At 67.0% G+C, this 24,924-nt stretch carries 20 protein-coding genes; 16 read left to right on the top strand and 4 right to left on the bottom strand.

The genetic code is table 11. The features are described 5' to 3' along the window. Positions 1-114: 114 nt before the first annotated feature. Entirely contained in the window at positions 115-4,278 is a 4,164-nt protein-coding gene (locus RZR99_RS30015; RefSeq protein WP_407655528.1) for a YadA family autotransporter adhesin, read from the top strand. 96 nt (positions 4,279-4,374) lie between these two features. On the opposite strand, the gene RZR99_RS30010 is transcribed toward RZR99_RS30015, so the two are convergent. Beyond that, positions 4,375-5,511: a branched-chain amino acid ABC transporter substrate-binding protein gene (locus tag RZR99_RS30010; protein WP_323123398.1), complete on the bottom strand. Its 1,137-nt coding sequence runs from the start codon at positions 5,509-5,511 to the stop codon at positions 4,375-4,377. Between the two features lie 513 nt (positions 5,512-6,024). Here RZR99_RS30010 and RZR99_RS30005 point away from each other — a divergent pair. Genes RZR99_RS30005 through RZR99_RS29985 form a run of 5 tightly spaced genes read left to right on the top strand, consistent with a single transcriptional unit; the run spans position 6,025 to position 10,504 of the window. Further along, entirely contained in the window at positions 6,025-6,984 is a 960-nt protein-coding gene (locus RZR99_RS30005) for a 4-hydroxyproline epimerase (protein ID WP_323123396.1), read from the top strand. Further along, a complete protein-coding gene (locus tag RZR99_RS30000) occupies positions 6,984-8,114 on the top strand; it encodes an NAD(P)/FAD-dependent oxidoreductase (protein WP_323123395.1) in 1,131 nt (376 codons plus the stop codon). Before RZR99_RS30005 ends, RZR99_RS30000 begins: the two co-directional genes overlap by 1 nt. Next, the gene (locus tag RZR99_RS29995; protein ID WP_323123394.1) at positions 8,107-8,388 is read left to right on the top strand and encodes a (2Fe-2S)-binding protein; all 282 of its coding nucleotides are present in this window, start codon (positions 8,107-8,109) and stop codon (positions 8,386-8,388) included. Before RZR99_RS30000 ends, RZR99_RS29995 begins: the two co-directional genes overlap by 8 nt. Beyond that, positions 8,381-9,670, top strand: a complete 1,290-nt coding sequence (locus tag RZR99_RS29990; RefSeq protein ID WP_323123393.1) for an FAD-dependent oxidoreductase — start codon at positions 8,381-8,383, stop codon at positions 9,668-9,670. Before RZR99_RS29995 ends, RZR99_RS29990 begins: the two co-directional genes overlap by 8 nt. A 36-nt stretch (positions 9,671-9,706) precedes the next feature. Further along, positions 9,707-10,504 carry an AraC family transcriptional regulator gene (locus RZR99_RS29985; RefSeq protein WP_323123392.1) on the top strand — a complete coding sequence of 266 codons (798 nt, stop codon included), beginning with the start codon at positions 9,707-9,709 and terminating at the stop codon, positions 10,502-10,504. A gap of 156 nt (positions 10,505-10,660) precedes the next feature. Here RZR99_RS29985 and RZR99_RS29980 read toward each other — a convergent pair whose 3' ends face one another. Together RZR99_RS29980 and RZR99_RS29975 are read right to left on the bottom strand one after the other, a co-directional pair. Continuing rightward, positions 10,661-10,927, bottom strand: coding sequence for a hypothetical protein (locus RZR99_RS29980; RefSeq protein WP_323123391.1), 267 nt, complete (start codon positions 10,925-10,927; stop codon positions 10,661-10,663). A gap of 219 nt (positions 10,928-11,146) precedes the next feature. Next, positions 11,147-13,051 (bottom strand): bifunctional sugar phosphate isomerase/epimerase/4-hydroxyphenylpyruvate dioxygenase family protein, encoded by a 1,905-nt coding sequence (locus RZR99_RS29975; RefSeq protein ID WP_323123390.1) that lies wholly within the window; start codon positions 13,049-13,051, stop codon positions 11,147-11,149. Positions 13,052-13,306: 255 nt separating this feature from the next. Here RZR99_RS29975 and aroQ point away from each other — a divergent pair, with 255 nt between their 5' ends. The 3 genes from aroQ to RZR99_RS29960 are packed head-to-tail and all read left to right on the top strand — an operon-like array spanning position 13,307 to position 15,994. Beyond that, positions 13,307-13,762, top strand: coding sequence for a type II 3-dehydroquinate dehydratase (gene aroQ, locus RZR99_RS29970; RefSeq protein WP_323123389.1), 456 nt, complete (start codon positions 13,307-13,309; stop codon positions 13,760-13,762). Next, a complete protein-coding gene (locus RZR99_RS29965; protein WP_323123388.1) occupies positions 13,759-14,613 on the top strand; it encodes a shikimate dehydrogenase in 855 nt (284 codons plus the stop codon). Before aroQ ends, RZR99_RS29965 begins: the two co-directional genes overlap by 4 nt. A gap of 37 nt (positions 14,614-14,650) precedes the next feature. Then, positions 14,651-15,994 carry an MFS transporter gene (locus RZR99_RS29960; protein ID WP_323123387.1) on the top strand — a complete coding sequence of 448 codons (1,344 nt, stop codon included), beginning with the start codon at positions 14,651-14,653 and terminating at the stop codon, positions 15,992-15,994. Positions 15,995-16,063: 69 nt separating this feature from the next. Here RZR99_RS29960 and RZR99_RS29955 read toward each other — a convergent pair whose 3' ends face one another. After that, positions 16,064-17,173 carry a 2-aminoethylphosphonate--pyruvate transaminase gene (locus tag RZR99_RS29955; protein WP_323123397.1) on the bottom strand — a complete coding sequence of 370 codons (1,110 nt, stop codon included), beginning with the start codon at positions 17,171-17,173 and terminating at the stop codon, positions 16,064-16,066. A gap of 259 nt (positions 17,174-17,432) precedes the next feature. Between RZR99_RS29955 and phnS the strand changes: the two genes are divergently transcribed. The 7 genes from phnS to RZR99_RS29920 all read left to right on the top strand — a co-directional run bounded on the left by phnS (position 17,433) and on the right by RZR99_RS29920 (position 24,756). Next, a complete protein-coding gene (phnS, locus tag RZR99_RS29950; protein WP_323123386.1) occupies positions 17,433-18,524 on the top strand; it encodes a 2-aminoethylphosphonate ABC transporter substrate-binding protein in 1,092 nt (363 codons plus the stop codon). A gap of 24 nt (positions 18,525-18,548) precedes the next feature. Next, entirely contained in the window at positions 18,549-19,655 is a 1,107-nt protein-coding gene (gene phnT / locus RZR99_RS29945) for a 2-aminoethylphosphonate ABC transport system ATP-binding subunit PhnT (protein ID WP_323123385.1), read from the top strand. Beyond that, the gene (gene phnU / locus RZR99_RS29940; RefSeq protein WP_323123384.1) at positions 19,633-20,562 is read left to right on the top strand and encodes a 2-aminoethylphosphonate ABC transporter permease subunit; all 930 of its coding nucleotides are present in this window, start codon (positions 19,633-19,635) and stop codon (positions 20,560-20,562) included. Before phnT ends, phnU begins: the two co-directional genes overlap by 23 nt. Further along, a complete protein-coding gene (phnV, locus tag RZR99_RS29935) occupies positions 20,552-21,409 on the top strand; it encodes a 2-aminoethylphosphonate ABC transport system, membrane component PhnV (RefSeq protein WP_323123383.1) in 858 nt (285 codons plus the stop codon). The genes phnU and phnV overlap by 11 nt, the downstream gene beginning before the upstream one ends. A gap of 89 nt (positions 21,410-21,498) precedes the next feature. Further along, positions 21,499-22,740, top strand: coding sequence for a phosphonoacetate hydrolase (phnA, locus tag RZR99_RS29930; RefSeq protein ID WP_323123382.1), 1,242 nt, complete (start codon positions 21,499-21,501; stop codon positions 22,738-22,740). Next, complete coding sequence (gene phnY / locus RZR99_RS29925) at positions 22,737-24,194, top strand: phosphonoacetaldehyde dehydrogenase (RefSeq protein ID WP_323123381.1); 1,458 nt, start codon at positions 22,737-22,739, stop codon at positions 24,192-24,194. The genes phnA and phnY overlap by 4 nt, the downstream gene beginning before the upstream one ends. 4 nt (positions 24,195-24,198) lie before the next feature. Continuing rightward, complete coding sequence (locus RZR99_RS29920) at positions 24,199-24,756, top strand: phosphonate degradation HD-domain oxygenase (protein WP_323123380.1); 558 nt, start codon at positions 24,199-24,201, stop codon at positions 24,754-24,756. Positions 24,757-24,924: the final 168 nt, after the last annotated feature.

The following is a 24,924-nucleotide window of genomic DNA, read 5'->3' as shown; positions in this document are numbered from 1 at the left end:
TCGAGCGCGAACAGCTCGATTACTTCTTTGTCGACGTCGACGTCAACGGGGTTGAGCACGGCGACAAGCGGGATCACCTCGCTGTCGACGGGGTTGAGCACAACCAATAGCACGGTGACATCGTTGTCGTCGTCCACGTCGACGGGGTTGTCGACCGCCACGAGTTCGATCACGTCGTTGTCCACGTCGACATCGACGGGACTGTCGAGCGCGAACAGCTCGATTACTTCTTTGTCGACGTCGACGTCAACGGGGTTGAGCACGGCGACAAGCGGGATCACGTCGCTGTCGACGGGGGTGAGGACGACCAATAGCACGGTGACCTCGTTGTCGTCGTCAACGTCGACCGGCTTGTCGACCGCCACGAGTTCGATCACGTCGTTGTCCACGTCGACATCGACGGGACTGTCGAGCGCGAACAGCTCGATTACTTCTTTGTCGACGTCGACGTCAACGGGGTTGAGCACGGCGACAAGCGGGATCACGTCGCTGTCGACGGGGTTGAGTACGACCAATAGCACGGTGACGTCGTTGTCGTCGTCAACGTCGACCGGATTGTCGACGGCGACGAGTTCGATCACGTCGTTGTCCACGTCGACATCGACAGGACTGTCGAGCGCGAACAGCTCGATTACTTCTTTGTCGACATCGACCTCAACGGGGTTGAGCACGGCGACAAGCGGGATCACGTCGCTGTCGACGGGGTTGAGTACGACCAATAGCACGGTGACGTCGTTGTCGTCGTCAACGTCGACCGGATTGTCGACGGCGACGAGTTCGATCACGTCGTTGTCCACGTCGACATCGACAGGACTGTCGAGCGCGAACAGCTCGATTACTTCTTTGTCGACATCGACCTCAACGGGGTTGAGCACGGCGACAAGCGGGATCACGTCGCTGTCGACGGGGCTGAGCACGACTAATAGCACGGTGACCTCGCTGTCGTCGTCCACGTCGACGGGGCTGTCGACGGCCACAAGTTCGATTACGTCGTTATCCACATCGACTTCGACAGGACTGTCGAGCGCGAACAGTTCGATTACTTCTTTGTCGACGTCGACCTCAACTGGGTTGAGCACGGCGACTAGTGGCATCACGTCGCTGTCGACGGGGCTGAGCACGACTAATAGCACGGTGACCTCGCTGTCGTCGTCCACGTCGACGGGGCTGTCGACGGCCACAAGTTCGATTACGTCGTTATCCACATCGACATCGACAGGACTGTCGAGCGCGAACAGTTCGATTACTTCTTTGTCGACGTCGACCTCAACTGGGTTGAGCACGGCGACGAGTGGAATCACCTCGCTGTCGACCGGGCTGAGTACGACCAATAGCACGGTGACGTCGTTGTCGTCGTCAACGTCGACCGGATTGTCGACGGCGACGAGTTCGATCACGTCGTTGTCCACGTCGACATCGACGGGACTGTCGAGCGCGAACAGCTCGATTACTTCTTTGTCGACATCGACCTCAACTGGGTTGAGCACGGCGACAAGCGGGATCACCTCGCTGTCGACGGGGTTGAGCACGACCAATAGCACGGTGACATCGTTGTCGTCGTCAACGTCGACCGGGCTGTCGACGGCGACGAGTTCGATTACGTCCTTGTCTACCTCGACCTCGACGGGTCTGAGTACGGCGACAAGCGGAATCACGTCACTGTCGACGGGGGTGAGCACGACCAATAGCACGGTGACATCGTTGTCGTCGTCAACGTCGACCGGGCAGTCGACGGCGACGAGTTCGATTACGTCCTTGTCTACCTCGACCTCGACGGGTCTGAGTACGGCGACAAGCGGAATCACGTCACTGTCGACGGGGTTGAGCACAACCAACAGTACGGTGACGTCGCTGTCGACGTCGACCTCAACGGGCCTGAGCACGGCGACAAGCGGAATTACGTCGCTGTCGACCGGGCTGAGCACGACCAATAGCACGGTGACATCGTTGTCGTCGTCCACGTCGACCGGATTGTCGACGGCCACGAGCTCGATTACTTCGTTGTCGACATCAACCTCGACGGGCCTGAGCACGGCGACGAGTGGGATCACGTCACTGTCGACGGGGTTGAGCACAACCAACAGCACGGTGACGTCGCTGTCGACGTCGACGTCGACGGGCCTGAGCACGGCGACAAGCGGAATCACCTCGCTGTCGACGGGGTTGAGTACGACCAATAGCACTGTGACATCGCTGTCGTCGTCCACGTCGACGGGGCTGTCGACGGCCACGAGCTCGATTACGTCGTTGTCAACCTCGACTTCGACAGGACTGTCGAGCGCGAACAGTTCGATTACTTCGCTGTCGACGTCGACCTCAACTGGGTTGAGCACGGCGACGAGCGGCATCACGTCGCTGTCGACGGGGTTGAGCACGACCAACAGCACGGTGACGTCATTGTCGTCGTCGACCTCAACTGGGCTGTCGACGGCGACGAGTTCGATCACGTCATTGTCCACGTCGACTTCGACAGGACTGTCGAGCGCGAACAGCTCGATTACTTCTTTGTCGACGTCGACGTCAACGGGGTTGAGCACGGCGACGAGCGGCATCACGTCGCTGTCGACGGGTCTGAGTACGACCAACAGCACGGTGACATCGCTGTCGTCGTCCACGTCGACGGGACTGTCGACGGCGACGAGTTCAATTACGTCGCTGTCGACATCGACCTCGACGGGCCTGAGCACGGCGACAAGCGGAATCGCCTCGCTGTCGACGGGTCTGAGCACAACCAACAGCACCGTCAGCTCGCTGTCGAGTTCCACCTCCACCGGTCTGTCGACCGCGACCAGTTCCATCACCTCGCTGTCGACCGGCCTGAGCACGACCAACAGCACGGTGACCTCGCTGTCGACAGCAACCTCGACGGGCCTTTCAACCGCGACCAGTTCGATCGTGTCGTTGTCGACCTCGTCGTCGACCGGCATCTCGTCGCTGTCGACGAGCGTCAGCGCGATCACGACCAACACCAACAACCTCGGCAGCAGCACCGCCGCGGCGCTGGGCGGCGGGTCGACCTACAATCCGGCCACCGGCACCGTCTCCGCGCCGTCCTACGTGACCTACAACAACAACGGCACCACCACGACCAACAACAACGTCGGCTCCGCGATCGACAACATCAACAGCCAGGGCATCAAGTACTTCCACGCGAACTCGACCGGTCCGGACTCCGTGGCGAGCGGCACGGACAGCGTCGCGATCGGGCCCAACGCACAGGCCACGATCGCGAACTCGATCGCGATCGGCGCCAACGCGACGACGTCGGCCGGCGTGCCGGTTTCGTCCGTCACGATCGGCGGACTCACGTTCGGCTCGTTCGCGGGCAGCAATCCGGTCGGGGTATTCAGCGTCGGGTCGCCGGGCGCGGAACGCCAGGTCACCAACGTCGCCGCCGGCCAGATCAGTGCGACCAGCACCGATGCGGTGAACGGCAGCCAGCTGTTCTCGACCAACAGCACCGTGGCGTCGCTGTCGACGAGTCTCAACAGCACGAACAGCAACGTAGCCTCGCTGTCGAGCGGCCTGAGTTCGACCAACAGCACGGTGGCGTCGCTGTCCACCTCCACGTCGACGAGCATCAATTCGCTGTCGACCGGCCTGTCCACGGCGAACAGCAACGTGTCGTCGCTGTCCACCTCGACGTCGACCAGCATCAGCTCGCTGTCGACGGGGCTGAACAACACGAACAGCAACGTGTCGTCGCTGTCGAGCAGCGTCACCAACATCAGTACCAGCATCTCGCAGCTGTCGACCGCGTCGACCAACAGCGGCGGCATCGCGGCGGACATGAAGGGCAACGGCACCGACAAGCCCACGGTCACGGCCGGTTCGAACTCGGTGGCGATCGGCGCCAATTCCAACGACGGCGGGCGCTCGAACGTGGTATCGGTCGGCAACGCCGATCTGCAGCGGCAGATCACCAACGTCGCGCCCGGCACGCAAGGCACCGACGCCGTGAACGTCAACCAGCTTCAGTCGGGAGTCGGCAACGCGGTCGGCCAGTCCAATCAGTACACGGACCAGCAGGTCGGCACGCTGCGCCGCGACATGTACGGGGCGACGGCGGCGGCGATGGCGGTCGCGGGCCTGCCGCAGCCGAGCATGCCGGGCCGCAGCATGGTGTCGTTGGCGGGCTCCACATACCAGGGGCAGCAAGGCGTGGCGCTCGGCATCTCGACGATCTCCGAGAGCGGCAAGTGGATCTACAAGGGCGCGGTGACGACCAACACGCGCGGCGGAACCGGCGCGGTGGTGGGCGCCGGGTATCAATGGTGACGCAACGGTTCGCCGGGACGTAAACGGCAGGGCGGCGCCCCGGGGGCGCCGCCCTGGATCGTTGCGCGCGCCTTGCCGCGCGCGCAACGTCGTCCGTCAGTTGCCCGCGATCGTGTCGATCGGCTTGAACGCGCCGTGCTCGACCCGGTAAATCGTAACCGGCGCGTCGCGCAGGTCGCCCTTGCCGTCATACGCGATCTTGTCGGCGGACACGCCCTTGATCGACACCTTGTCGAGGAAGGACGTATAAACCTTCGGGTCGGTCGAGTTCGCGTTCTTCATCGCGGTGAGCAGCGCGATCGTGCCGTCATACGAATAAGGCGAATAGGTGACCACGTCCTCGTTGAAGCGGGCCTTGTAGCGCGCCGCGTAGCCCGAGAAGCCCGGCATCTTTTCCTTGGGCAGGCCGCCCATGTAGACGATCGCGCCTTCCGCCGCGTCGCCGCCGATCTTGAGGAAGGTCGGCGAACGCGACATCTCTCCCGTCACGAATGCCGCTTTGATGCCGAGCTGGCGCATCTTGCGGATCATCGGCGACGATTGCGCATCGCCGCCGCCATAGAAGATCGCATCCGGATTCATGCCCTTGAGATTGGTCAGGATCGCGGCGAAGTCGAGCGCCTTGTCGTTGGTGAAGTCGCGCTTCACGATCGTGCCGCCGGCGGCCTGCACGGCGGCGGCGAATTCGTCGGCGATGCCCTGGCCGTAGGCGGTGCGGTCGTCGATGATCGCGACGCGCTTGTAGTGCAGCGTCTTCACCGCGTAGGTGCCGACGATGCGGCCGGCCTGCGCGTCGCTCGTCAGCAGCCGGAACGTGGTCTTGTAGCCGCGCGCCGTGTATTGCGGCGAGGTGGCCATCGAGATCTGCGGCAGCCCGGCGCGATCGTACAGGTCGGACGCGGGGATGCTGGTGCCCGAGTTGAAGTGGCCGATGATGCCGCGCACGTTGTCGTCGATCAGCCGCTGCGCGACCGTCGTGCCGGTGCGCGGGTCGGCCTGGTCGTCCTGCGAGTCCAGCACGAACGTGACGGGCTGGCCGCCGATGACCGGACGCGTCGCGTTGAAGTCGGCGATGGCGAGTTGCACGCCCTTCTGCATGTCGGTGCCGTAGTTCGATTGCGGGCCGGTGAGCGGCGCGGCGAACCCGATCTTGACGACATCGGCGGCGCCGGCCTGCGTGCCGGCGAGTGCGGCGGCCGTGGCCAGCGCGATATGGGATACCTTCAGCTTCACTTTCACTTCCCCTTGCGTGGTGTGGCCGACGGTCGCCCGCGGGCCTGTTGGAGATGGATCGGATGCGGTGTTGACGATGGAGCGGTAAAGCGACTGCGAGGGACGGCAGGGATGGCTAAGGGGGCGTCGGCCGTGAGGCTGCGCGGCATGTGTCGTGGGCTCCGGCGCGTGCTGCGCCGCTCGAAGTTGTGCGAGGCGAGTCGGCGTACGATCAGACTCGGACCGCGGGTCGGCAGGTTTTTCGTCGCCTGCGCCGCCTATGCTGAAATCGGCGTCGAATAGACGGGTGGAGGCAGGCGGGACGCCCGCACCGGGACGAACCATGACGATTTCCTCCGAAGCGGCAATTCGAAGCCAAGTCTAGGTAGCGAAAATACGGGCGTCTTGCGTGTTAGACACGCGGCGCGTGACGATTTCGGCATATTGGCGGTTACCCTTATCTATGCCGAAATCGTCATTCGTGGCGCTTAATGTCGCCAAGACGCGGCGCAACGCGATTTTTACGATGGCGGGATGAAAACACTCGACTTCATCGATTCGCACACAGGCGGCGAGCCCACCCGCCTCGTCGTGTCTGGCGGCCCGGATCTCGGCGGCGGCACGCTTGCCGAGCGGCTCGAACGCTTTCGGTCGGCGCATGACGACTGGCGCGCGGCGATCGTCACGGAGCCGCGCGGCTCCGACGTCGTCGTCGGCGCGCTGCTGTGCGAGCCGGTCGCGCCGGACTGTGCCGCGGGCGTCATTTTCTTCAACAACGTCGGTTATCTCGGCATGTGCGGGCACGGCACGATCGGGCTCGTCGTGTCGCTCGCCCACCTCGGGCGCATCGCGCCGGGCGCGCACCGGATCGAGACGCCGGTGGGCGTGGTCGAGGCGACGCTCAATGCCGACGGATCGGTATCGGTGCGCAACGTGCCCGCCTATCGCTATCGGCGCTCGGTCACGGTCGACGTACCCGGGCACGGCCCGCTGGTGGGCGATATCGGCTGGGGCGGCAACTGGTTCTTTCTCGTCTCGGAGCACGGCCGCGCGCTCGATCCGGCCGACCTCGCCGATCTGACCGCATTCGCCGAAACGATCCGCGACGCGCTGATCGCGCAGCGCATCACCGGCGCGCACGGCGCGCTGATCGACCATATCGAACTGTTCGGGCCCGGCTCGCGGGACGGCATCGACAGCCGCAATTTCGTGCTGTGCCCCGGCAGCGCGTACGACCGCTCGCCGTGCGGCACCGGCACCTGCGCGAAGGCGGCGTGTCTCGCCGCCGACGGCAAGCTGGCCGAAGGCGAGACGTGGCGCCAGGAAAGCATCATCGGCAGCGTGTTCGACGTGCGTTACGAGCGGCATGCCATGCCCATCGAAGGCGAGCCGGCGATCGTGCCGACCGTCACGGGCCGCGCGCACATCATGGCGGAAGGACGGCTCTGCTTCGATCCGGCCGATCCGTTCGCCCGCGGCATCCGGCTGGGCTGATGGCACACGCGGACGTCATCGTCATCGGCGCGGGCATCGTCGGCGCGGCTTGCGCGGCGGAACTGGCCGCGCGCGGGATGAACGTGACCGTAGTCGACGCGGGCGGCATCGGCGGCGGCGTCACGGCGGCGGGCATGGGGCACCTGGTCGTGATGAACGATTCGCCGGCCGAATTCGCGTTGTCCCGCTATTCGCTCGACTTGTGGCATGCGCTTGCGCCGCACTTGCGCCCCCGCGATGCGTTCGCGCGCTGCGGCACGCTTTGGGTGGCCGCCGACGACGAGGAACTGGCGGCGGCGCGCGACATGCGGGCCGGTCTGGCGGCGGGCGGCGTCGCTTCGCGGCTGCTCGACGCGGCGGCGTTGCGAGCCTGCGAGCCCGCGCTTGCGCCTGGGCTGGCGGGCGGTCTTCTGATCGAGCGGGACAGCATCGTCTATGCGCCGGCCGCCGCCGAGTGGCTGCTGACGCAATCGCCGGGCGCGGCGCGGATTCGCGTGCATCTGCATGTCGAGGCGACGGAAGTCGCGCCGTCGAGCGTGCGTCTCGCCAACGGCGTGCGGCTCGACGCCATCCACGTCGTGCTGGCGAACGGCATCGCCGCGCGGCGCTTCGTGCCGTGGCTCGCGATGTTTCCGAAGAAGGGCCACCTGCTGATTACCGACCGCTATCCCGGCGCGATCTCGCACCAGTTGCTGGAACTGGGTTACATCAAGAGCGCGCACCATGCCGCGGGCACATCGGTTGCATTCAACGCGCAGCCGCGTCCGACCGGCCAGTTGCTGATCGGGTCGTCGCGGCAGTTCGACAACACCGATCCGGCCGTCGAGCTGCCGGTGCTCGCGCAGATGCTCAAGCGCGCGGCGCGCTACCTGCCGCGCCTGCCGGAGCTGAACGGTCTGCGCGCGTGGACGGGCTTTCGCGCGGCGACGCCCGACGGCTTGCCGCTGATCGGCCCGGCGGGCGGCGCGCTGCCCGGCGTGTGGCTCGCGACCGGGCACGAAGGGCTCGGCGTCACCACCTCGCTCGCGACCGCGAAACTGTTGGCGGCGCAGATCGTCGGGGAGACCGCCGGGATCCCGTTCGAACCGTATTTGCCGGCGCGCGAACCCGCTGGAGCCTGTCATGCATGACGCCGCGCGCATTGCGCTGACGATCGACGGCGCGCCGGTGACGGTGGCCGCGGGCAGCACGGTCGCGGCCGCGCTTGTGCTGGCGCAGGGGGTGCGCGGGACGCGCGTGTCGGTGGCCGGCATGCCGCGCACGATGGTATGCGGCATGGGCGTGTGCCAGGAGTGCCGCGTGACGGTCGACGGCCGCGCGCACGTGCTTGCTTGCCAGACCGTGTGCCGCGAAGGCATGTCGGTCGATACATCGATCCCTTCTCTGTGCGAGCGCCATGATTGAACGCCACGACATCGTGATCGTCGGCGCGGGGCCCGCGGGCCTCGCGGCGGCGCGTGCCGCCGCGCACGCCGGGGCGCGCATCGCCGTGCTCGACGACAATCCGCTGCCGGGCGGACAGGTCTGGCGGCAGGGGCCCGCGCATGCCGCGGCCGCGCCGCTGTCCGATGCGTTGCGGGCGCTGGCCCGCTTGCCGAACGTCGAGGTCCGGAGCCGGACTCGGGTCGCGGCGGTCTTGCCCGGGCGCGTGCTGCTGGCCGAGACGGACGCACCGGGCGGCCGGATGCTCGGCTATGAGCGCCTGGTTCTCGCGACCGGCGCGCGCGAGCGGCTGCTGCCGTTCGGCGGCTGGACGCTGCCCGGCGTCACGGGGGCGGGCGGCCTGCAGGCGCTGATCAAGGGCGGCGTGCCGGTGCGGGGCGAACGCATCGTGATCGCGGGTAGCGGCCCGTTGCTGATCGCGTCGCTGGCAACCGCGCGAGCGGCGGGCGCGACGGTCGTCGCGGTGATCGAGCAGGCAACGCCGGCCGCGCTCGCGCGCTTCGGCCTGTCGCTCGCCGCGACGCCGTCGAAGCTCGTGCAGGCGGCGCGCCTGACGCGCGGCTTCGTCGGCACCGAATACCTGACGGGCAGCGTCGTGCGCGAAGTCCATGGCGACGGCCGCGTGCGTGCCGCCGTCGTCGAAACCGGCAACGGCTACCGGACCATCAACTGCGATCGGGTCGCGTGCGGCTTCGGGCTGGTGCCGAACACGCAGCTCGCCCGTGCGCTCGGATGCGAGGTGCGCGATGGCGCGATCGTCGTCGACGAACGGCAGCGTACCTCGGTCGACGCGATCTATGCGGCGGGTGAAGGCACGGGAATCGGCGGGATGGAACTGGCCAGCGTCGAGGGCGAACTGGCCGGATGGGCGGCGAGCGCGGCGCCGGATGCGGACTGGCGCTCGCCGCGCATCGCGCGTTTGCTGCGGCGGCGCGACACGTGGCGGCGCTTCGCGGCGCGGGTCGCCCGGGCTTTCGAGCTGGGCGCGGCCGCGCGTGCGTTGCCGGACGACGGGACGATACTGTGCCGTTGCGAGGACGTGACGGTCGGCGCGGTGCGCGCGCACGCGTCGGCCCGCGACGCGAAACTGCAGACCCGCTGCGGGATGGGTGCGTGTCAGGGGCGCGTCTGCGGCGCGGCGCTGACGACCTATTTCGACTGGGACGATGCGACGCCGCGCCCGCCGTTCGTACCGGTGCGGATCGACACACTGTGCGCGGCATCCGATGATGCACTTCTATAATCGACGGCATCCGATTTTGGATGCGCGAGCCCCGGGATGATGACCTTGCCAGCCATGCCGCCTGCGACCCTGTCCGATACGTTGCGCCGTCCGCCGGAAGACGGCGGGTTTGCCGCGATGCTCGCGCATTTCACGCTGCTCGAACCCGTTTTCGACGCGCTGCCCGACGTCGCGTTTTTCGTGAAGGACGCGAACGCGCGCTACGCGCTCGTCAATCGCACGCTGGCGATGCGCTGCGGCTACAAGGACAAGCGCGATCTATACGGCAAGGCCGCCGACGAGGTGTTTCCGCGCCGCTTCGGCCGCAGCTATGTCGAGCAGGACATCGCGATCATCGGCGCGGGCCAGCAATTGACCGACCAGCTCGAACTGCATCTCTACCCGGGCCGCCAGCCGGGCTGGTGCCTGACCTGCAAGGAGCCGCTGCGGGACGCGCACGGCCGCGTGGTCGGGCTGGCCGGCATCTCGCGCGACCTCAAGGCGCACGAAGGCTCGCATCCGGCGTACAGCCGTCTCGCCGATGTGGTCCAGTACATCCAGGAGCACTACGTGCAGCCGCTCAATCTGAAGCAGTTGGCGCTGATGGCGGGAATGTCGGTCGCGCAGCTCGAGCGCTACTTTCACAAGGTGTTTCATCTCACGCCGCGTCAGGTGCTGCTGAAAACCCGTCTCGATGCCGCGACGGCATTGCTCGTCAGTCAAGACAAGGTGACGGACGTGGCGGCCCTATGCGGTTACACCGACCACAGTGCTTTTACGCGGCAGTTCAAGGCGACGGTCGGCGTGACGCCGACGGAGTACCGGCTGATGCTGCAAGGCGAGCGCGGCGAGTAGCCGTGGCGGCATGAGCTCGCCGGTCGGGGCCGCATGCCGGAAGGCTGGCTGCGATGGCGATCGGAACGGAGGTCGGCTGGAATTCGGGAAAGATGTCAGGTCCGGGCGACCTGAACCGCCGGCCGGGAGCGGCCAGGGCGGGGGAAACGATGCGGCTTAACGGTAGCCGAGGCCTTTCAGCACGGCGCTGCCGTCCGCGGTCAGGCGGAAGCTGGGCGTCGTGTCGGCGTCGGTGCCGACCATTTCGACGAGGCCGGCTTCCTGCAGCGCCGGCAGTTCCGGCTTGGCGCTCGCACTGATCGGTGCGTGCAGCAGCACCAGCAGCGTCGCGATCTCGTGATGGCTGAGCAGACGGCGCAGCATGGTTTTCTGTTTGCCCGGGGGGGCGGCCTGGCGGCCCGCGGGTGTTTCGACGGCGCTCATGGCAAACCTCCTGCATGGATATGGTTGCGGATGGTGCAGGGGAAGTCTTAAGCGATTCTTAAAAGCGGTACGGCTCGCGGGGGCATTGCGCGCTTCACGCGTTACAAGGAGTAACCGCCAGCGCCGGCAAGGGTTTCAGCGGGGCCGGAACAGACCGGCGCGGGCCGCCGAAGCGGATATTTCGATGCCGCGGCGCAACATCGGTTTTCGATCATTTCATCAAACCGACACGGATTTGCGCCGCTGCGCCTGTGCGGCGAGCCGCACCGCCGCATTGGCCGCGCCGTAGCCGTCATAGCCGCCGCGCCGCTCGACGATCTCGAACGAGAAGCGCTCGTCGACGCATTCGGTGTACGCGTGCAGGAATTCGCCGCCCGAATCGTCCCGGTCGTATAACAGGTGGTGGCGGCTCAGCGTGTCGATCATCGCGTCGGGCAGCGCATAGCGGGCGGCGAGATCGTCGTAGTAATTGCGTGGAATGCGCAGGAACGGCACGCCCTCCGCGGCGAATTCGGCGATCACCTTCACGATGTCGACGGTGTGGAACGCGACGTGATTGAGCCCCGAACCGTGATACCGGTTCAGCGACTGGACGACGGCCGTATGCCGGTCCACCGATGCGTTGAGCGCGATCCGCACCGAACCGTCGGGGCTGCGCACTGCCCTGCTGCGCATCAGGCCGTACGGATCGGGCACGAGCCAGTTGCGTTCCGCTTCGAAGCCGAACGCGGTCTTGAAGAACAGCACCCAGGTATCGAGCGCATCGGCGGGCAGCGCGAGGCAGACGTGATCGATGCCGGCGAGCGGGCCGACTTCGCTCGGGCCGTCGATATCGGTCAGCACGAAATCGGCTTCGTACAGTGTCGGCGCGTCCGGGGTTTCGTCGATGAAATAGCCGAGACTGCCGTCCGGCGCCCGGACGCTCGGCAGCACCCGTTCGTCGGGACCGACCTGACCGGAGAACGGCGTGTAGCCGAAACCGGCGGCGCGCTCCAGCGCGACCCCTGCATCGTCGACGCGAAACGCCGACGCGCACAGCGACAGCCCGTGCTGCTGGAAGAACGCAGCGGCGAACGAGTCGCGCTCGGCGTTCAGCACGATCGACGCCGCGCCGTGCCGGTAGAGCATCACGTCCTTCGAGCGATGGCGGCCGGCGGGACGGAAGCGCAGCTTGCCGAGCCAGCCGGCGACGTTCGCGGCCGACGCGGCGTCGACCGCGAACTCGATGAACTGGAACCCGACGTGAGCGGGTGCGCCCGGCGGCGCGAACAGCGGCTGCGCGGCGGCTGGCGTGCGGTTACGCGCGGCGAGCCGCAGCCGTGTCTGTTCCTCCAGATACAGCAGCGATCGATAACCGTCGGCGGCCGTCAGCGCGGTCGGTGCGGCGCGGAAGCCGTCGTTGAAGATTTCGAGCGACAGCGGGCCCGTATAACCCGCCTCGATCACGCGCGCGGTGAATCCCGCCAGATCGAAATCTCCCTGGCCGGGAAACGAACGGTAGTGGCGGCTCCATTCGAGCACGTCCATGGCGAGTGTCGGCGCGTCGGCGATCTGCACGAATGCGATGCGCGAGCCGGGAATGTGCGCGATGCCGTCGGGCGTGTCGTTCAGCGACAGCGTGTGGAAGCTGTCGAGCGCGAGACCCAGATGCGGGCTGTTCACCGCATCGACGAGCCGCCACGCATGCCCGTAGGTCCGGACCACCCGGCCCCACGCCAGCGCCTCGTAGGCGACGACGACACCCGCCTGGTGCGCGGCGTCGGCGAGCGCGCCCAACTGATCGACGAGCAGCGCGTCGTCGGCGAGCGCGTCGGGCGACACGTTGCTGCATACCAGGATCCGATCGGCGCCCAGCTCATGCATCAGCGCGAATTTGCGTTTCACCCGGTCGAGGTTGCGCGCGAGCTGGGTGGCCGGGACCCCCTCGAAGTCGCGGAACGGCTGGAACAGCGCAATCTTCAGGCCGAGATCGGCGGCGATGCGGCGCACGTCGGCGGGGGAGCCGTCGAAGTACAGCAGGTCGTTCTCGAAGATCTCGACGGCGTCGAATCCGGCCGCCTGGATGGCCTCGAGCTTGTCGACGAGCGTGCCGGACAGCGTAACGGTGGCGATCGAGCGCTGCATGGGGATTCCTGCTGAAAGTGGGATGAGACGCGCCGCTGATCGGTCCGAGAATGAACGACACGATGCATTCGTGACTGCGCAATGAGCCGGATTTCATAGGGCGATGTTCGCGGATTATACAAACTAACTAGATCGTACAAATTAGAGCAAACCCGAAAAGACAGGGGCGGCGCGCAAGCGCACACTGGCGCCGAATCTTGACGTAGGCTGCGCGATCGGCTCGCGATCCGCACCCGTTTCTCCGGAGTGTCCGACATGAACAAGCCGACGGTGCTGGTGCTGAACGGCCCGAATCTGAACCTGCTGGGTACCCGCCAGCCCCACATCTACGGCGGGGAAACGCTGCGGGACGTCGAGCGTCGCTGCGTGGCCGCGGCGGATGCGCTCGGCCTCGCGATCGAGTTCCGACAATCGAACGCCGAACACGCGCTGATCGACTGGCTGCACGATGCGCGCACGCGGGTGCAGGGCGTGGTGATCAACCCGGCCGCCTACACGCATACCTCGGTGGCGCTGGCCGACGCGTTGTCCGCGATCGATCTGCCCGTGATCGAGGTCCACATCTCGAACATCCATCGCCGCGAGGCGTTCCGCCATCACTCGTACGTGTCGGCGGTCGCCGAGGCGGTGATTTGCGGTTGCGGCACCGAAGGCTACGAGCTGGCGCTGCGACGGATGGCGACGCTGCTGAAGCAGAGGGCCGCGCAATGAACCCCCAATCGTTTCTGATCGGCCTGATCGGGCAAGGCATCGGCGGCTCGCTGTCTCCCGCGATGCACGAGGAGGAGGGGCGGCGCCAGGGGTTCAACTACGTGTATCGGCGCATCGACCTCGATGCGCTGAAGCTCGGCGTCGACGCGCTGCCTGACCTGCTCGACGCCGCCGTGCGGATGGGCTTCAACGGCCTGAACATCACCCACCCGTGCAAGCAGCGCGTCATTCCGCTGCTGGACGCGCTGTCCGCCGACGCGCGCGCGCTCGGCGCGGTCAATACGGTGCTGTTCCGGGACGGCCGGCGGATCGGCCACAACACCGACTGGTCGGGTTTCGCGAAGGCGTTCGCGCGCGGTTTGCCGGATGCATCGCTCGAGCATGTCGTGCAACTGGGCGCGGGCGGCGCGGGGGCGGCGGTCGCCCATGCGGCGCTGACGATGGGCGCGCGGGCGCTCGACCTGTTCGACGTCGATGCGGCGCGCGCGCAGACGCTGGCCGCCGAGTTGCAGGTGCGTTTCCCCCAAGCCCGGGTGAACGCGGGCGGCGAGCTGGCCGCCGCGATGGCCGCCGCGACCGGCCTGATCCACGCGACCCCCATCGGGATGCTCAAGCATCCGGGCCTGCCGCTGCCGGGCGCGCTGTTGCACCCGGCGCTGTGGGTAGCGGACATCGTCTACTTTCCGCTCGAAACGGAGCTGATCGCTGCCGCGCGCGCGCTTGGCTGCCGCACGCTGCCGGGCGGCGGCATGGCGGTCTATCAAGCGGTGGACGCTTTCGAGATCTTTACCGGCCGCGCGCCGGACGCCGAACGGATGCATGCCCATTTTCAGGCGCTCGTCGGGCGCTGACCTATCCCGGACAACAACAAAACCAGGAGACAAGCAGATGCAACAGCCCACCCAGGCACCGGCGTCCGCGCCGGCCGCCGTAGCGCCCGCCGGCGAAATCGCGCGGCGTTCGTCGGCGCGCTACAAGATCCTCGCGCTGCTCGCGATCGGCACGATGATCAACTATCTCGACCGCACGGTGCTCGGTGTCGCCGCGCCGGGCCTGACCAAGGAACTGGGGATCAGCGCCGCGGTCATGGGCGTGATGTTCTCCGCGTTCTCGTGGACCTACGTGCTGGCACAGGTGCCGGGCGGCTTGTTTCTCGACCGCTTCGGCAGCCGGGTCACCTACTACTGGTCGATGACGCTTTGGTCGTTGTTCACGCTGATGCAGGGCCTCGTGCACGGCGTCGCGCCGCTGCTCGCGTGCCGGCTCGGGCTGGGGTTGACCGAGGCGCCGTGCTTTCCGACCAACAGCCGGGTGGTGGCCACCTGGTTTCCGCAGAACGAGCGCGCGATGGCGACCGGCACCTATACCGTCGGCGAATACGTGGGCCTCGCGTTCCTGAGCCCGGTGCTGTTCGCGCTGATGGGGGCGTTCGGCTGGCGCTCGCTGTTCTTCGCGGTAGGCGGCGTCGGCATCGCGTTCGGCTTCGTGTGGTGGCGCTTCTACCGGGAACCGCTCGATCATCCGGGCGTGAACGCGGCGGAGCTGGCGTACATCGAGGCGGGCGGCGGCCTGGTGCACGGCGCGGGCAAGACCGGCAAGGGGGCGCAGGCCAAGTTCAGCTGGGCGACGGCGGGGCAGCTGCTGAGAAAGCGTCAGCTCGCCGGTATCTGTCTCGGCCAGTTCGCCGGCAATTCGACGCTGGTGTTCTTCCTGACGTGGTTCCCGACCTATCTCGCCACAGAACGCCACATGGGCTGGCTCAAGATCGGTTTCTTCGCGGTGATGCCGTTCATCGCGGCGTCGGTCGGCGTGATGTTCGGCGGCATCCTGTCCGATTGGCTGCTGCGACGCGGCAAATCGGCCAACGTCGCGCGCAAGTTGCCGATCATCGCGGGGCTGCTGCTCGCGTCGACGATCATTCTCGCGAACTACGTCGACAGCAACGAGGCGGTGATCGCGATCATGTCGGTCGCGTTCTTCGCACAGGGGATGGCGGCGCTCGGCTGGACGCTCGTGTCCGACATCGCACCCGACGGGCTGCTCGGCGTGACAGGCGGCATCTTCAATCTGGCGGCGAACCTGGCGGGCATCATCACGCCGCTCGTCGTCGGCTTCATCGTCGCGGCGACCGGCTCGTTCGTCGGCGCGCTGGTGTTCATCGGCGTCGTCGCGCTGATCGGCGCGCTGTCCTACATCTTCGTCGTCGGCGATATCGAGCGGATCGTGCTGTAACGCCTGCATCCGGCGGCCGCACGTCGAGCCCGGCCCTCGTTGCGAGCGCCGGGCTTTTTTCGTCGGCGCTCAGCGCAGCGCGATACCGAGCGTATTCAGCGCCCGCTGAATCGCGGCGGCCGCGTTGCGCAGTTCGTTCGCATCGATCGCGCCGATGCAGCCCACCCGGAATGTCTCGACGGTGGTCAGCTTGCCGGGGTACAGCACGTAACCGGCATCGCGCACTGCGTGGTAGAACGCCTGGAAATCGTAGGACGGATCGCGCGGCGCGTGGAACGTGACGATCACGGGCGCCTGCACGTCCGGGTCGAGAAACGGCTCGAAACCGAGCGCGCGCATGCCGTCGACGAGCGCCGCGCAATTCGCCGCGTAGCGGGCGCCGCGCGCCGGCTGGCCGCCTTCCGCGAGAAACTGGTCGAGCGCGGCGCGCAAGGCGGCGAGCACGTGTGTCGGCGGCGTGAAGCGCCATTGCGTCGTCTTGCGCATGTAGGCGTACTGGTCGTGAAGATCCATCGCCAGCGACGGCGAGCGGCCTTCGCACGCTTCGAGCAGCGCGCGCCGCACGATCACGAAACCCATCCCCGGCACGCCCTCCAGGCATTTGCCGCTGGCCGAGACGAGCGCATCGATGCCGCTGCCCGCGAGCGCGATCGGCAGCGCGCCGAACGAACTCATCGCATCGACGATGAGCCGCTTGTCATGACGTTTACAGACAGCGGCGATATCGTCGAGCGGATTCAGGATGCCGGTGCTCGTTTCCAGATGCACGAGCGCGACGTGGGTGATGCGCGGATCGCGGCGGAATGCGTTCTCGATCGCGCCCGCGTCGACTGCTTCGTCCTCGCCGAACGGCAGTTCGACGCAGACGATGCCGAGCCGCTGCAGGATGCGGACGATGCGCGCGCAGTACGCGCCGTTGTTCGGCACCAGCACGGTGCCCTGGCGGGGCACCAGCGTGCCGAGCGCGGCTTCGACCGAGAAGGTGCCGCTGCCCTGCAGCGGTACGCAGACGAATTCGTCGCCGCCGCCCGCGATGTCCGCCAGATCGTGGCAGACGCCATGCGTCATCTGGTTGAACGCGGCGTCCCACGAGCCCCAGTCGCGCAGCATGGCCTGGCGCGTGGCGGGCGAGGTCGTGAGTGGGCCGGGGGTGAGCAGGATCGGGTCGCTTCCGAGAATCACAATGCCTCCGAGGTTCAATCGACACGCCGGCTGGCGTATCGGACAACGGGGATGATAGTGGCAAAATGTGTCATTTTTTGGAATTTGTGGCAGTCGTCACGGAGATGTCATCGAACGCTGTGATGCTTCGCTTGCCGCCGGAACCCGGGAACCCGACAGGATCCGCGGCGACGAGACGGGCTGCGCGCGGCCCGCTCGCATAACAGGAGCCGGCATGTGCCCGGCCGTTGGTTGATCCGCCCTACGGAGAAGCGAGATGACATTCCCGAAATCCTTGAGCGCCGGTGCAGGCGCGTTCCGCAAGCTTGCGATCGCGGCATGCGCGGCAGGTCTGCTGCAAGGTATGGCGTCGCCGGCCCACGCCGCCGGCGCGGTCGTGCTGTATACGGCCGACGGCCTGGAGAACCTGTATCGCGACGTGCTGCCCGCGTTCGAGAAGAAAGAAGGCGTGAAGGTCAACATCGTGACGGCCGGCAGCGGCGAAGTGGTGAACCGCGCGAACATCGAAAAGAATTCGCCGAAGGCCGACGTGATCGTCACGCTGCCGCCGTTCATCCAGCAGGCGGGCCAGCTCGGTTTGCTGCAGGCTTACCAGAGCGTCAACTACAAGAACGTGCCGGCGATCGCGAAGGCGGACGACGGCACGTGGGCGACCTTCGTCAACAACTACTTCTCGTTCGCGATCAACCCGGACGTCGTGAAGAACCAGCCGAAGACCTTCGCGGATCTGCTGAGCCCGGACTACAGCGGCAAGGTCGCGTATTCGAACCCGGCGACGGCGGGCGACGGGATGGCCGTGATCATCCTGACCACGACGCTGATGGGCGAGGACAAGGCGTTTGAATATCTGGCCAAGCTCGAGCGCAGCGTGAAGTTTCACACGAAGGGCACGGGCTACCTGAACGTGCTGCTGTCGCGCAACGAGATCAGCGTCGCGAACGGCGACCTGCAGATGGACCTCGACGACGCCGAGCACGGCGGCCTGTCGATCAAGCCGATCTTCCTCGCGGCGAAGGACGGCGATCAGCCGAGCACGTTCCAGCTGCCGTACGGGATCGGCCTGATCAAGAGCGGCCCGAACCAGGACGTCGGCAAGAAGCTGATCGACTATCTGATGTCGACCGACGTGCAGTCGAAGGTGCCGGACATGTATGGCATCCCGGGCCGCACCGACGTGCCGCTCACGGGCAAGAACGGCGAGGCGGTGAAGCGCGCGATCGCGGGCGTGAAGCTGATTCCGGTCGACTGGAATGCGGTGATGGCGAAGAAGCAGGGCTGGACCGAGCGCTGGAAGTCGCAGGTGGTGGGCAACTCGGGCAAGCAGACCGACGTCGTCAAGCCGAAGTAAGCCAACGCGAGCGATCGTAGAAGGATGAATCCGGTGGATACCGCAAGTTTGACCCATCCCGGCGCGTTCGGCGCCGCCGCGCCGCGCGCGACGCTGCGCTCCGGCGCGCCGGGCGGCGTGCAGATCGAGCATCTGAGCGTGCGCTACGGTGCGCGCACGGTGCTGGACGACCTGTCTCTCGCGATCGGCGCGGGCGAGTTGCTGACCGTGCTCGGCAAGAGCGGCTGCGGCAAGACCACGCTGCTGCGCTTCATCGCCGGCTTCGTGAAGGCGGACGGCCTGACCGGCACGCTGACGGTGGCGGGGCGGGATCTGACGCACGTGCCCCCGCACAAGCGCAATCTGGGTCTGCTGTTCCAGAACTACGCGCTGTTCCCGCACCTGTCGGTGTTCGAGAACGTCGCGTTCGGGCTGCGGGCGCGGCGCATGACGTCCTCGGAGATCACGCGCCGCGTCGCCGATGCGCTGAAGCTGGTGCAGCTCGGCGACGCGGGGCACGTGATGCCCGCGCAGCTGTCGGGCGGCATGCAGCAGCGGGTCGCGCTGGCGCGGGCGTTGGTGATCGAGCCCGACGTGCTGCTGCTCGACGAGCCGTTGTCCGCGCTCGACGCGAACTTGCGGTCTTCCGTCCGGACCGAACTGAAGGCGCTGCACGAGCGGCTGCCGAACCTGACGATCGTGTGCGTGACGCACGATCGCGACGACGCGCTGGTGCTGTCCGACCGCGCGCTGCTGATGCGCGAAGGCCATGTCGCGCAGATCGGCACGCCGCAACAGCTTTACGACGCGCCGTGCGACGGCTTCGTCGCCCGCTATCTGGGCGCGGCGAACCTGCTGCCGCCGGCGGTGGTGTTTCCGCTCGGCGATCCGCGGCACGGCGAACGCGAGCGGGTCGCCTGTGTGCGGCCGGAACGTTTCACCGTCAAACCGCTCGGCGAAGGCCAGTTGCACGGCACGATCGCGTCGGTCGAATGGCACGGCTCGGAATTGTCCGTATCGGTCGTGATCGACGCGGCGCCGGACGAGCCGGTGCTCGTCACGATGCAGCGCGGTCGCGGCCGGACACCGGAGCGCGGCGAGCGCGTTTCCCTGCATTGCGAGGCGGATGATGTCGTCCTTATCCAGCCCTGACGCGGTCTTGGTAGCCGACGCGCGGCGCCGGGCGTCGGCGGCCGCGCACGAAGCCGCGGCGCGGCGCGGCAAGCGGCTCGGGCAGCTGCACCTGATCGTGCTGGCGGCCGTGGTGCTCGGGCCGCTGGTGCTGTACCCGCTGGCGCGGCTGGTGCTGCTGAGCCTCACCGGCGAGCATGGCCTGACCTTCGCCGCGTACAGAGCCTTCTTCAGCAATCCGGATTCGCGCGACGTGCTCGGCACGACGCTGTGGGTGCTGTTCGTCAGCGCGGGCACCGCGTCGGTGTTCGGGGTGATGCTGGCGTCGCTGCTGTTCTTCAAGCCGTTTCCGGGCGCGACGCTCGTGACGCGTTTTCTCGAGCTCTATGTGGCGTTTCCGTCGTTCCTGGTCGCGTTCACGCTGATCTTCCTGTACGGCTCGCAAGGGTCGATCAGCATCGGCCTGCAGCGGCTGTTCAACCTGGATGCGCCGCCGCTCGATTTCCTGTTCGGCATCGGCGGCGTGATTCTCGCGCAGACCGTGTTCTATACGCCGTTCGTCGTTCGTCCGACGCTCGCATCGTTCGCGACGCTCGATCTTCGGCTCGTCGAAGCGGCGCGCAGCCTCGGCGCGAACGGCTGGATGCTTGCGTGGCGGGTGGTGCTGCCGATCGCATGGCCCGGCATCGCGGCGGGCACGATCCTGTGCTTTCTGCTGACGCTGAACGAATTCGGCATCCTGCTGGTGCTGGGCAGCGCGCGGCTCGTGACGCTGCCGGTGGCGATCTATAGCAGCGCGACGGTCGATCTGGATCTGCCGACCGCCTCCGCGGGCGCGGTGGTGATGCTGGCGATGTCGTTGTCGCTGTATGCGCTGTACCGGCGGATGAACCGCCGTGCGATGGGAGGAGGGCGCGATGTCCGCTGAGATTCCGATGCGAGGCGGCGGCGCGGTGCCGCGCCGCGACATGGCCTGGAGCGACACGGTGCTCAAGCACGCATCGCGCGTTGCGCTCGCGCTGGCCGCGTTCGCCTGCTTCTGGCTGTTCGTGCTGCCGGTGATCGTGGTGGCGCTGTCGAGCGTCGCCACGCAATGGTCCGGCACGATCCTGCCGGCCGGTTACAGCCTGCGCTGGTTCGAACGGCTCGGGTCGCCCGAATTCGATGCGCTCGCGACCAGCCTCAAGATCGGTTTCGGCGTCGCGGTGCTGGGCACCGTGCTCGGCCTCTGGCTCGCGCTGGCGCTCGAAGGGCGCAGCCGCGGCGGCGTGGGCGCGGTGGTCGACGCGCTGGTGATGCTGCCGAACGGCGTGCCGAGCGTGGTGCTCGGGCTTGCCGTGCTGATCGCGTATCACCAGAAGCCTCTCGATCTGTCGAGTTCGCCGGCGATCGTCGTGCTCGTTCAGCTCGCGCTGATTCTGCCGTTCTGCTACCGCTGCGCGGCCGCCGCACTGCGGCCCGAGCTGACCGTGCTGCGCGAAGCCGCCGCGAGCCTCGGTGCGCCGCCGTCGATGGTGCTGCGCCGCGTGCTGCTGCCGCAGGTCGTGCCGGCGATCCGGGCGAGCCTCGCGCTGGGTTTCGCGCTGTCGCTCGGCGAGCTGGGCGCGACGCTGACCGTCTACCCGCCCGGCTTCGCCACGGTGCCGATCGTCGTGATCGGCCAGGTGGAGCGGGGGTACTACCTGCCCGCGTCGGCGCTCGCGCTGCTGATGCTGATGGCGTCGCTCGCCGCGCTGTTCCTGATCGCCGCGCGCGCTCCCCGACTCAGACGATGAACGGCGCGCCGCACGACGCGGCGCGCGAATCCGATTCATTCTTCCGCGTGCAGCGCACGTCATGTCTTGCCACGTCCATACTGAACATCATGGAAACACACATCGAAGTCAACGGCCGCTCGTACCGGATGCCGTCCGTCCCTACCGTCGCGGTCTGCGTCGACGGCTGCGAGTACGACTATCTCGAACGCGCGGTGCAAGCGGGCGTCGCGCCGTTCATCGGCCGGATGATCGCGGAAGGCGCGGCGTTCCGGGCCGATTGCGTGATCCCGTCGTTCACCAACCCGAACAACCTGTCGATCGTCTGCGGTGCGCCGCCCGCCGTGCACGGGATCTGCGGCAACTATTTCTGGGATCCGGACGCGAAGGGCGGCGAAGGCGCGGAAGTCATGATGAACGACCCCGCCTACCTGCGCGCCGGAACGCTGCTGGCCGCCGCGTCGCGGGCGGGCGCGCGGGTCGCGGTGGTGACGGCGAAGGACAAGCTGCGCCGCCTGCTCGGCTGGCAGATGCGCGGCATTTGCTTCTCCGCGGAAAAGGCCGGGCAGGCGAACCTGGTCGAGAACGGCATCTCCGATGTGCTCGATCTGGTCGGCCTGCCGGCGCCGGACGTCTACAGCGCGGCGCTGTCGGAGTTCGTTTTCGCGGCGGGCGTGCGGCTCGCGAAGCGACGCCAGGTCGACCTGATGTATCTGTCGACCACGGATTACGTGCAGCACAAGTGCGCGCCCGGCAGCGAAGGCGCGAACGCGTTCTACGCGATGATGGACCGTTACCTGGCGCAGCTCGACGCGCTCGGCTGGGTGATCGGCCTGACTGCCGACCATGGGATGAACGCGAAGCACGATCCGCGGACGGGGCGGCCGAACGTCGTGTATCTGCAGGATGCGCTCGACGCGTGGCTGGGGGCGCGGCGCAGCCGCGTGATCCTGCCGATCACCGATCCTTACGTCGTGCATCACGGTGCGCTGGGTTCGTTCGCGACGGTTTATCTGGCCGACGGTGTTGCCGCGTCCGACGTGATCGCGCGGCTGCAGGCGATCGACGGCGTCGAGACGGTGCTCGACAATGCGGCCGCCGCCGCGCGCTTCGAGCTGCCCGCCGACCGGATCGGCGACCTCGTCGTCGTGAGCCGGCGCGACGTGGCGCTCGGCACGCGCGAGAGCGAGCACGACCTGTCCGGTCTCACGGTGCCGTTGCGTTCGCACGGGGGGGTGTCGGAACAGGAGGTGCCGCTGCTGTTCAACCGCCGGATCGAGCCGCGCGACACGAATCGCCGGCTGCGCAATTTCGATGTATTCGATCTCGCGCTCAATCGGGTGGTGCAATGAATGCCATCCTGATGAACGACCATCCCGCGTTTCGCATCGAAGCGCTGCGTTGGTGCGGCGAGAAGGCGGCGCGGCCGCGCACGCTCGATGTGCACGATCCGTATACCGGCATGCGCGTCGGTACGGTGCCGCTTGCGACGGTCGACGACGTGCGCCGCGCGTTCGAGTACGCGGCCGCGTACCAGCCGAAGCTGTCGCGCTACGAGCGTTCGCAGATCCTGGAGCGCTCGGCGGCACTGCTGCGTGAGCGGATCGAGGAGGCGTCGACGCTCATCACGCTCGAATCGGGTCTGTCGAAACAGGATTCGCGTTACGAGATCGGGCGGGTCGCGGACGTCCTCAAGTTCGCGTCGATCGAAGCGCTGCGCGACGACGCGCAAAGCTACTCGTGCGATCTGACGCCGCACGGCAAATCGCGCCGCGTGTTCTCGCAGCGTCAGCCGCTGGACGGCGTGATCGTCGCGATCACGCCGTTCAATCATCCGATGAACCAGGTCGCGCACAAGATCGCACCGGCGATCGCGACCAACAACCGAGTGATCGTGAAGCCGTCGGAGAAGGTGCCGCTGTCCGCGCTCTATCTGGCGGATCTGCTGTATGAAGCCGGCCTGCCCGAGCCGATGCTGCAGGTGCTCACCGGCGATCCGCGCGAAATCGCCGACGAACTGCTGACGCATCCGCTCGCGTCGCTGATCACCTTCACGGGCGGTGTGTCGATCGGCAAAGCCATCGCGGCGAAGGCCGGCTACCGGCGCATCGTGCTGGAACTGGGTGGCAACGACCCGTTGATCGTGCTCGACGATGCCGACCTGGAGCGCGCGGCGACGCTGGCCGCCCAAGGCTCTTACAAGAACTCCGGACAGCGCTGCACGGCGGTCAAGCGGATTCTCGTGCAGAAGAACGTGGTGGGGCGTTTCACCGAGCTGCTGGTGGACAAGACGCGGGCATGGTCGTACGGCGATCCGTTCGACGAGGCGAACCAGATGGGGACGGTCATCGACGAAGCGGCGGCACGCTTGTTCGAGGCGCGTGTCGACGAGGCGGTGTCGCGCGGTGCCCGGCTGCTCGCGGGCAATGCGCGGCACGGCGCACTGTATGCGCCGACGGTGCTCGACCATGTCGATCCGTCGATGCCGCTGGTGCGCGAGGAGACCTTCGGCCCGGTGTCGCCGATCATCGCGTTCGATACGATCGACGACGCGATCCGGATCAGCAACGGGACGGCGTTCGGCCTGTCGTCGGGGATCTGCACCGATCGAACCGATGCGATCGTGCGGTTCGTCAATGAGCTGAATGTCGGCACGGTGAACGTGTGGGAGGTGCCGGGATACCGGATCGAGCTGACGCCGTTCGGCGGCATCAAGGATTCGGGGTTGGGTTACAAGGAAGGGGTACAGGAAGCGATGAAGAGCTTCACGAATCTCAAGACGTTCTCCTTGCCGTGGGTGGTGTGATCGAATGGCGCTGACACTGGACGATATCCGCACGCTGTTCGATCGCCATGGCGATACCGCCTACAGCGGCGAGCCCGTGACGCAGCGCGAGCACGCGCTGCAGAGCGCGCTGCTGGCGGAACAGGCCGGCGCGGCCGACGAGCTGGTCGTGGCGGCGCTGCTGCACGACCTCGGGCATTTGCTGAATCATCAGGGCGAGACGCCGACCGAGCGCGGCATCGACGATTTGCACCAGTACTACGTCCTGCCGTTCCTGCGGCCGCTGTTCCCGGACGCGGTGCTCGAGCCGGTCCGCCTGCACGTCGATGCGAAGCGCTGCTTATGTGCGATCGACGCGGGCTACTACGACAGCTTGTCCGCCGATTCGGTGCGCAGCCTGCGGCTGCAGGGCGGCGTGTTCGACGCGGACACCGCAGCCGAATTCCTGCGGCGCCCCTACGCCGAGGATGCGCTTCGTCTGCGGCGCTGGGATGACCTGGCCAAGGTGGCGGGACTGCGCACCCCCGATCTCGACCACTATATGGCGGTGGTCGAACGTGTGTCCCGAGCCTCCTCTATATAGCGCGACGCCGGCTCCGTTTTGAACGTGTCACGGGCGGTCGAAACGCGTCTGAAATTTCTTTCGAAAAGGGGCTTGCGCGGAACGGAAAGCGTGCCTACAATCACGCCTCTTTCGCAGTAACGGAGACGTGAAGCGGAAGGCGGGAAACGAAGTCTGGCGCGGGTTTGA

This window comes from Burkholderia alba (genome assembly GCF_034721475.1).
Classification (GTDB): domain Bacteria; phylum Pseudomonadota; class Gammaproteobacteria; order Burkholderiales; family Burkholderiaceae; genus Burkholderia; species Burkholderia alba.
The sequence above is the reverse complement of the archived record's forward strand: the minus strand, read 5'-3'. Positions and strand labels throughout refer to the sequence as shown.

Coding starts and splice junctions, on each gene's coding strand:
- phnT (WP_323123385.1), top strand. CDS start 18,549: ATGAATCCGGTGGATACCGCAAGTTTGACCCATCCCGGCGCGTTCGGC.
- RZR99_RS29965 (WP_323123388.1), top strand. CDS start 13,759: ATGAACCCCCAATCGTTTCTGATCGGCCTGATCGGGCAAGGCATCGGC.
- RZR99_RS29985 (WP_323123392.1), top strand. CDS start 9,707: ATGATGACCTTGCCAGCCATGCCGCCTGCGACCCTGTCCGATACGTTG.
- phnU (WP_323123384.1), top strand. CDS start 19,633: ATGTCGTCCTTATCCAGCCCTGACGCGGTCTTGGTAGCCGACGCGCGG.
- phnV (WP_323123383.1), top strand. CDS start 20,552: ATGTCCGCTGAGATTCCGATGCGAGGCGGCGGCGCGGTGCCGCGCCGC.
- phnY (WP_323123381.1), top strand. CDS start 22,737: ATGAATGCCATCCTGATGAACGACCATCCCGCGTTTCGCATCGAAGCG.
- phnS (WP_323123386.1), top strand. CDS start 17,433: ATGACATTCCCGAAATCCTTGAGCGCCGGTGCAGGCGCGTTCCGCAAG.
- RZR99_RS29995 (WP_323123394.1), top strand. CDS start 8,107: ATGCATGACGCCGCGCGCATTGCGCTGACGATCGACGGCGCGCCGGTG.
- aroQ (WP_323123389.1), top strand. CDS start 13,307: ATGAACAAGCCGACGGTGCTGGTGCTGAACGGCCCGAATCTGAACCTG.
- phnA (WP_323123382.1), top strand. CDS start 21,499: ATGGAAACACACATCGAAGTCAACGGCCGCTCGTACCGGATGCCGTCC.
- RZR99_RS29990 (WP_323123393.1), top strand. CDS start 8,381: ATGATTGAACGCCACGACATCGTGATCGTCGGCGCGGGGCCCGCGGGC.
- RZR99_RS30000 (WP_323123395.1), top strand. CDS start 6,984: ATGGCACACGCGGACGTCATCGTCATCGGCGCGGGCATCGTCGGCGCG.
- RZR99_RS29980 (WP_323123391.1), bottom strand. CDS start 10,927: ATGAGCGCCGTCGAAACACCCGCGGGCCGCCAGGCCGCCCCCCCGGGC.
- RZR99_RS29975 (WP_323123390.1), bottom strand. CDS start 13,051: ATGCAGCGCTCGATCGCCACCGTTACGCTGTCCGGCACGCTCGTCGAC.
- RZR99_RS29920 (WP_323123380.1), top strand. CDS start 24,199: ATGGCGCTGACACTGGACGATATCCGCACGCTGTTCGATCGCCATGGC.
- RZR99_RS29960 (WP_323123387.1), top strand. CDS start 14,651: ATGCAACAGCCCACCCAGGCACCGGCGTCCGCGCCGGCCGCCGTAGCG.
- RZR99_RS30005 (WP_323123396.1), top strand. CDS start 6,025: ATGAAAACACTCGACTTCATCGATTCGCACACAGGCGGCGAGCCCACC.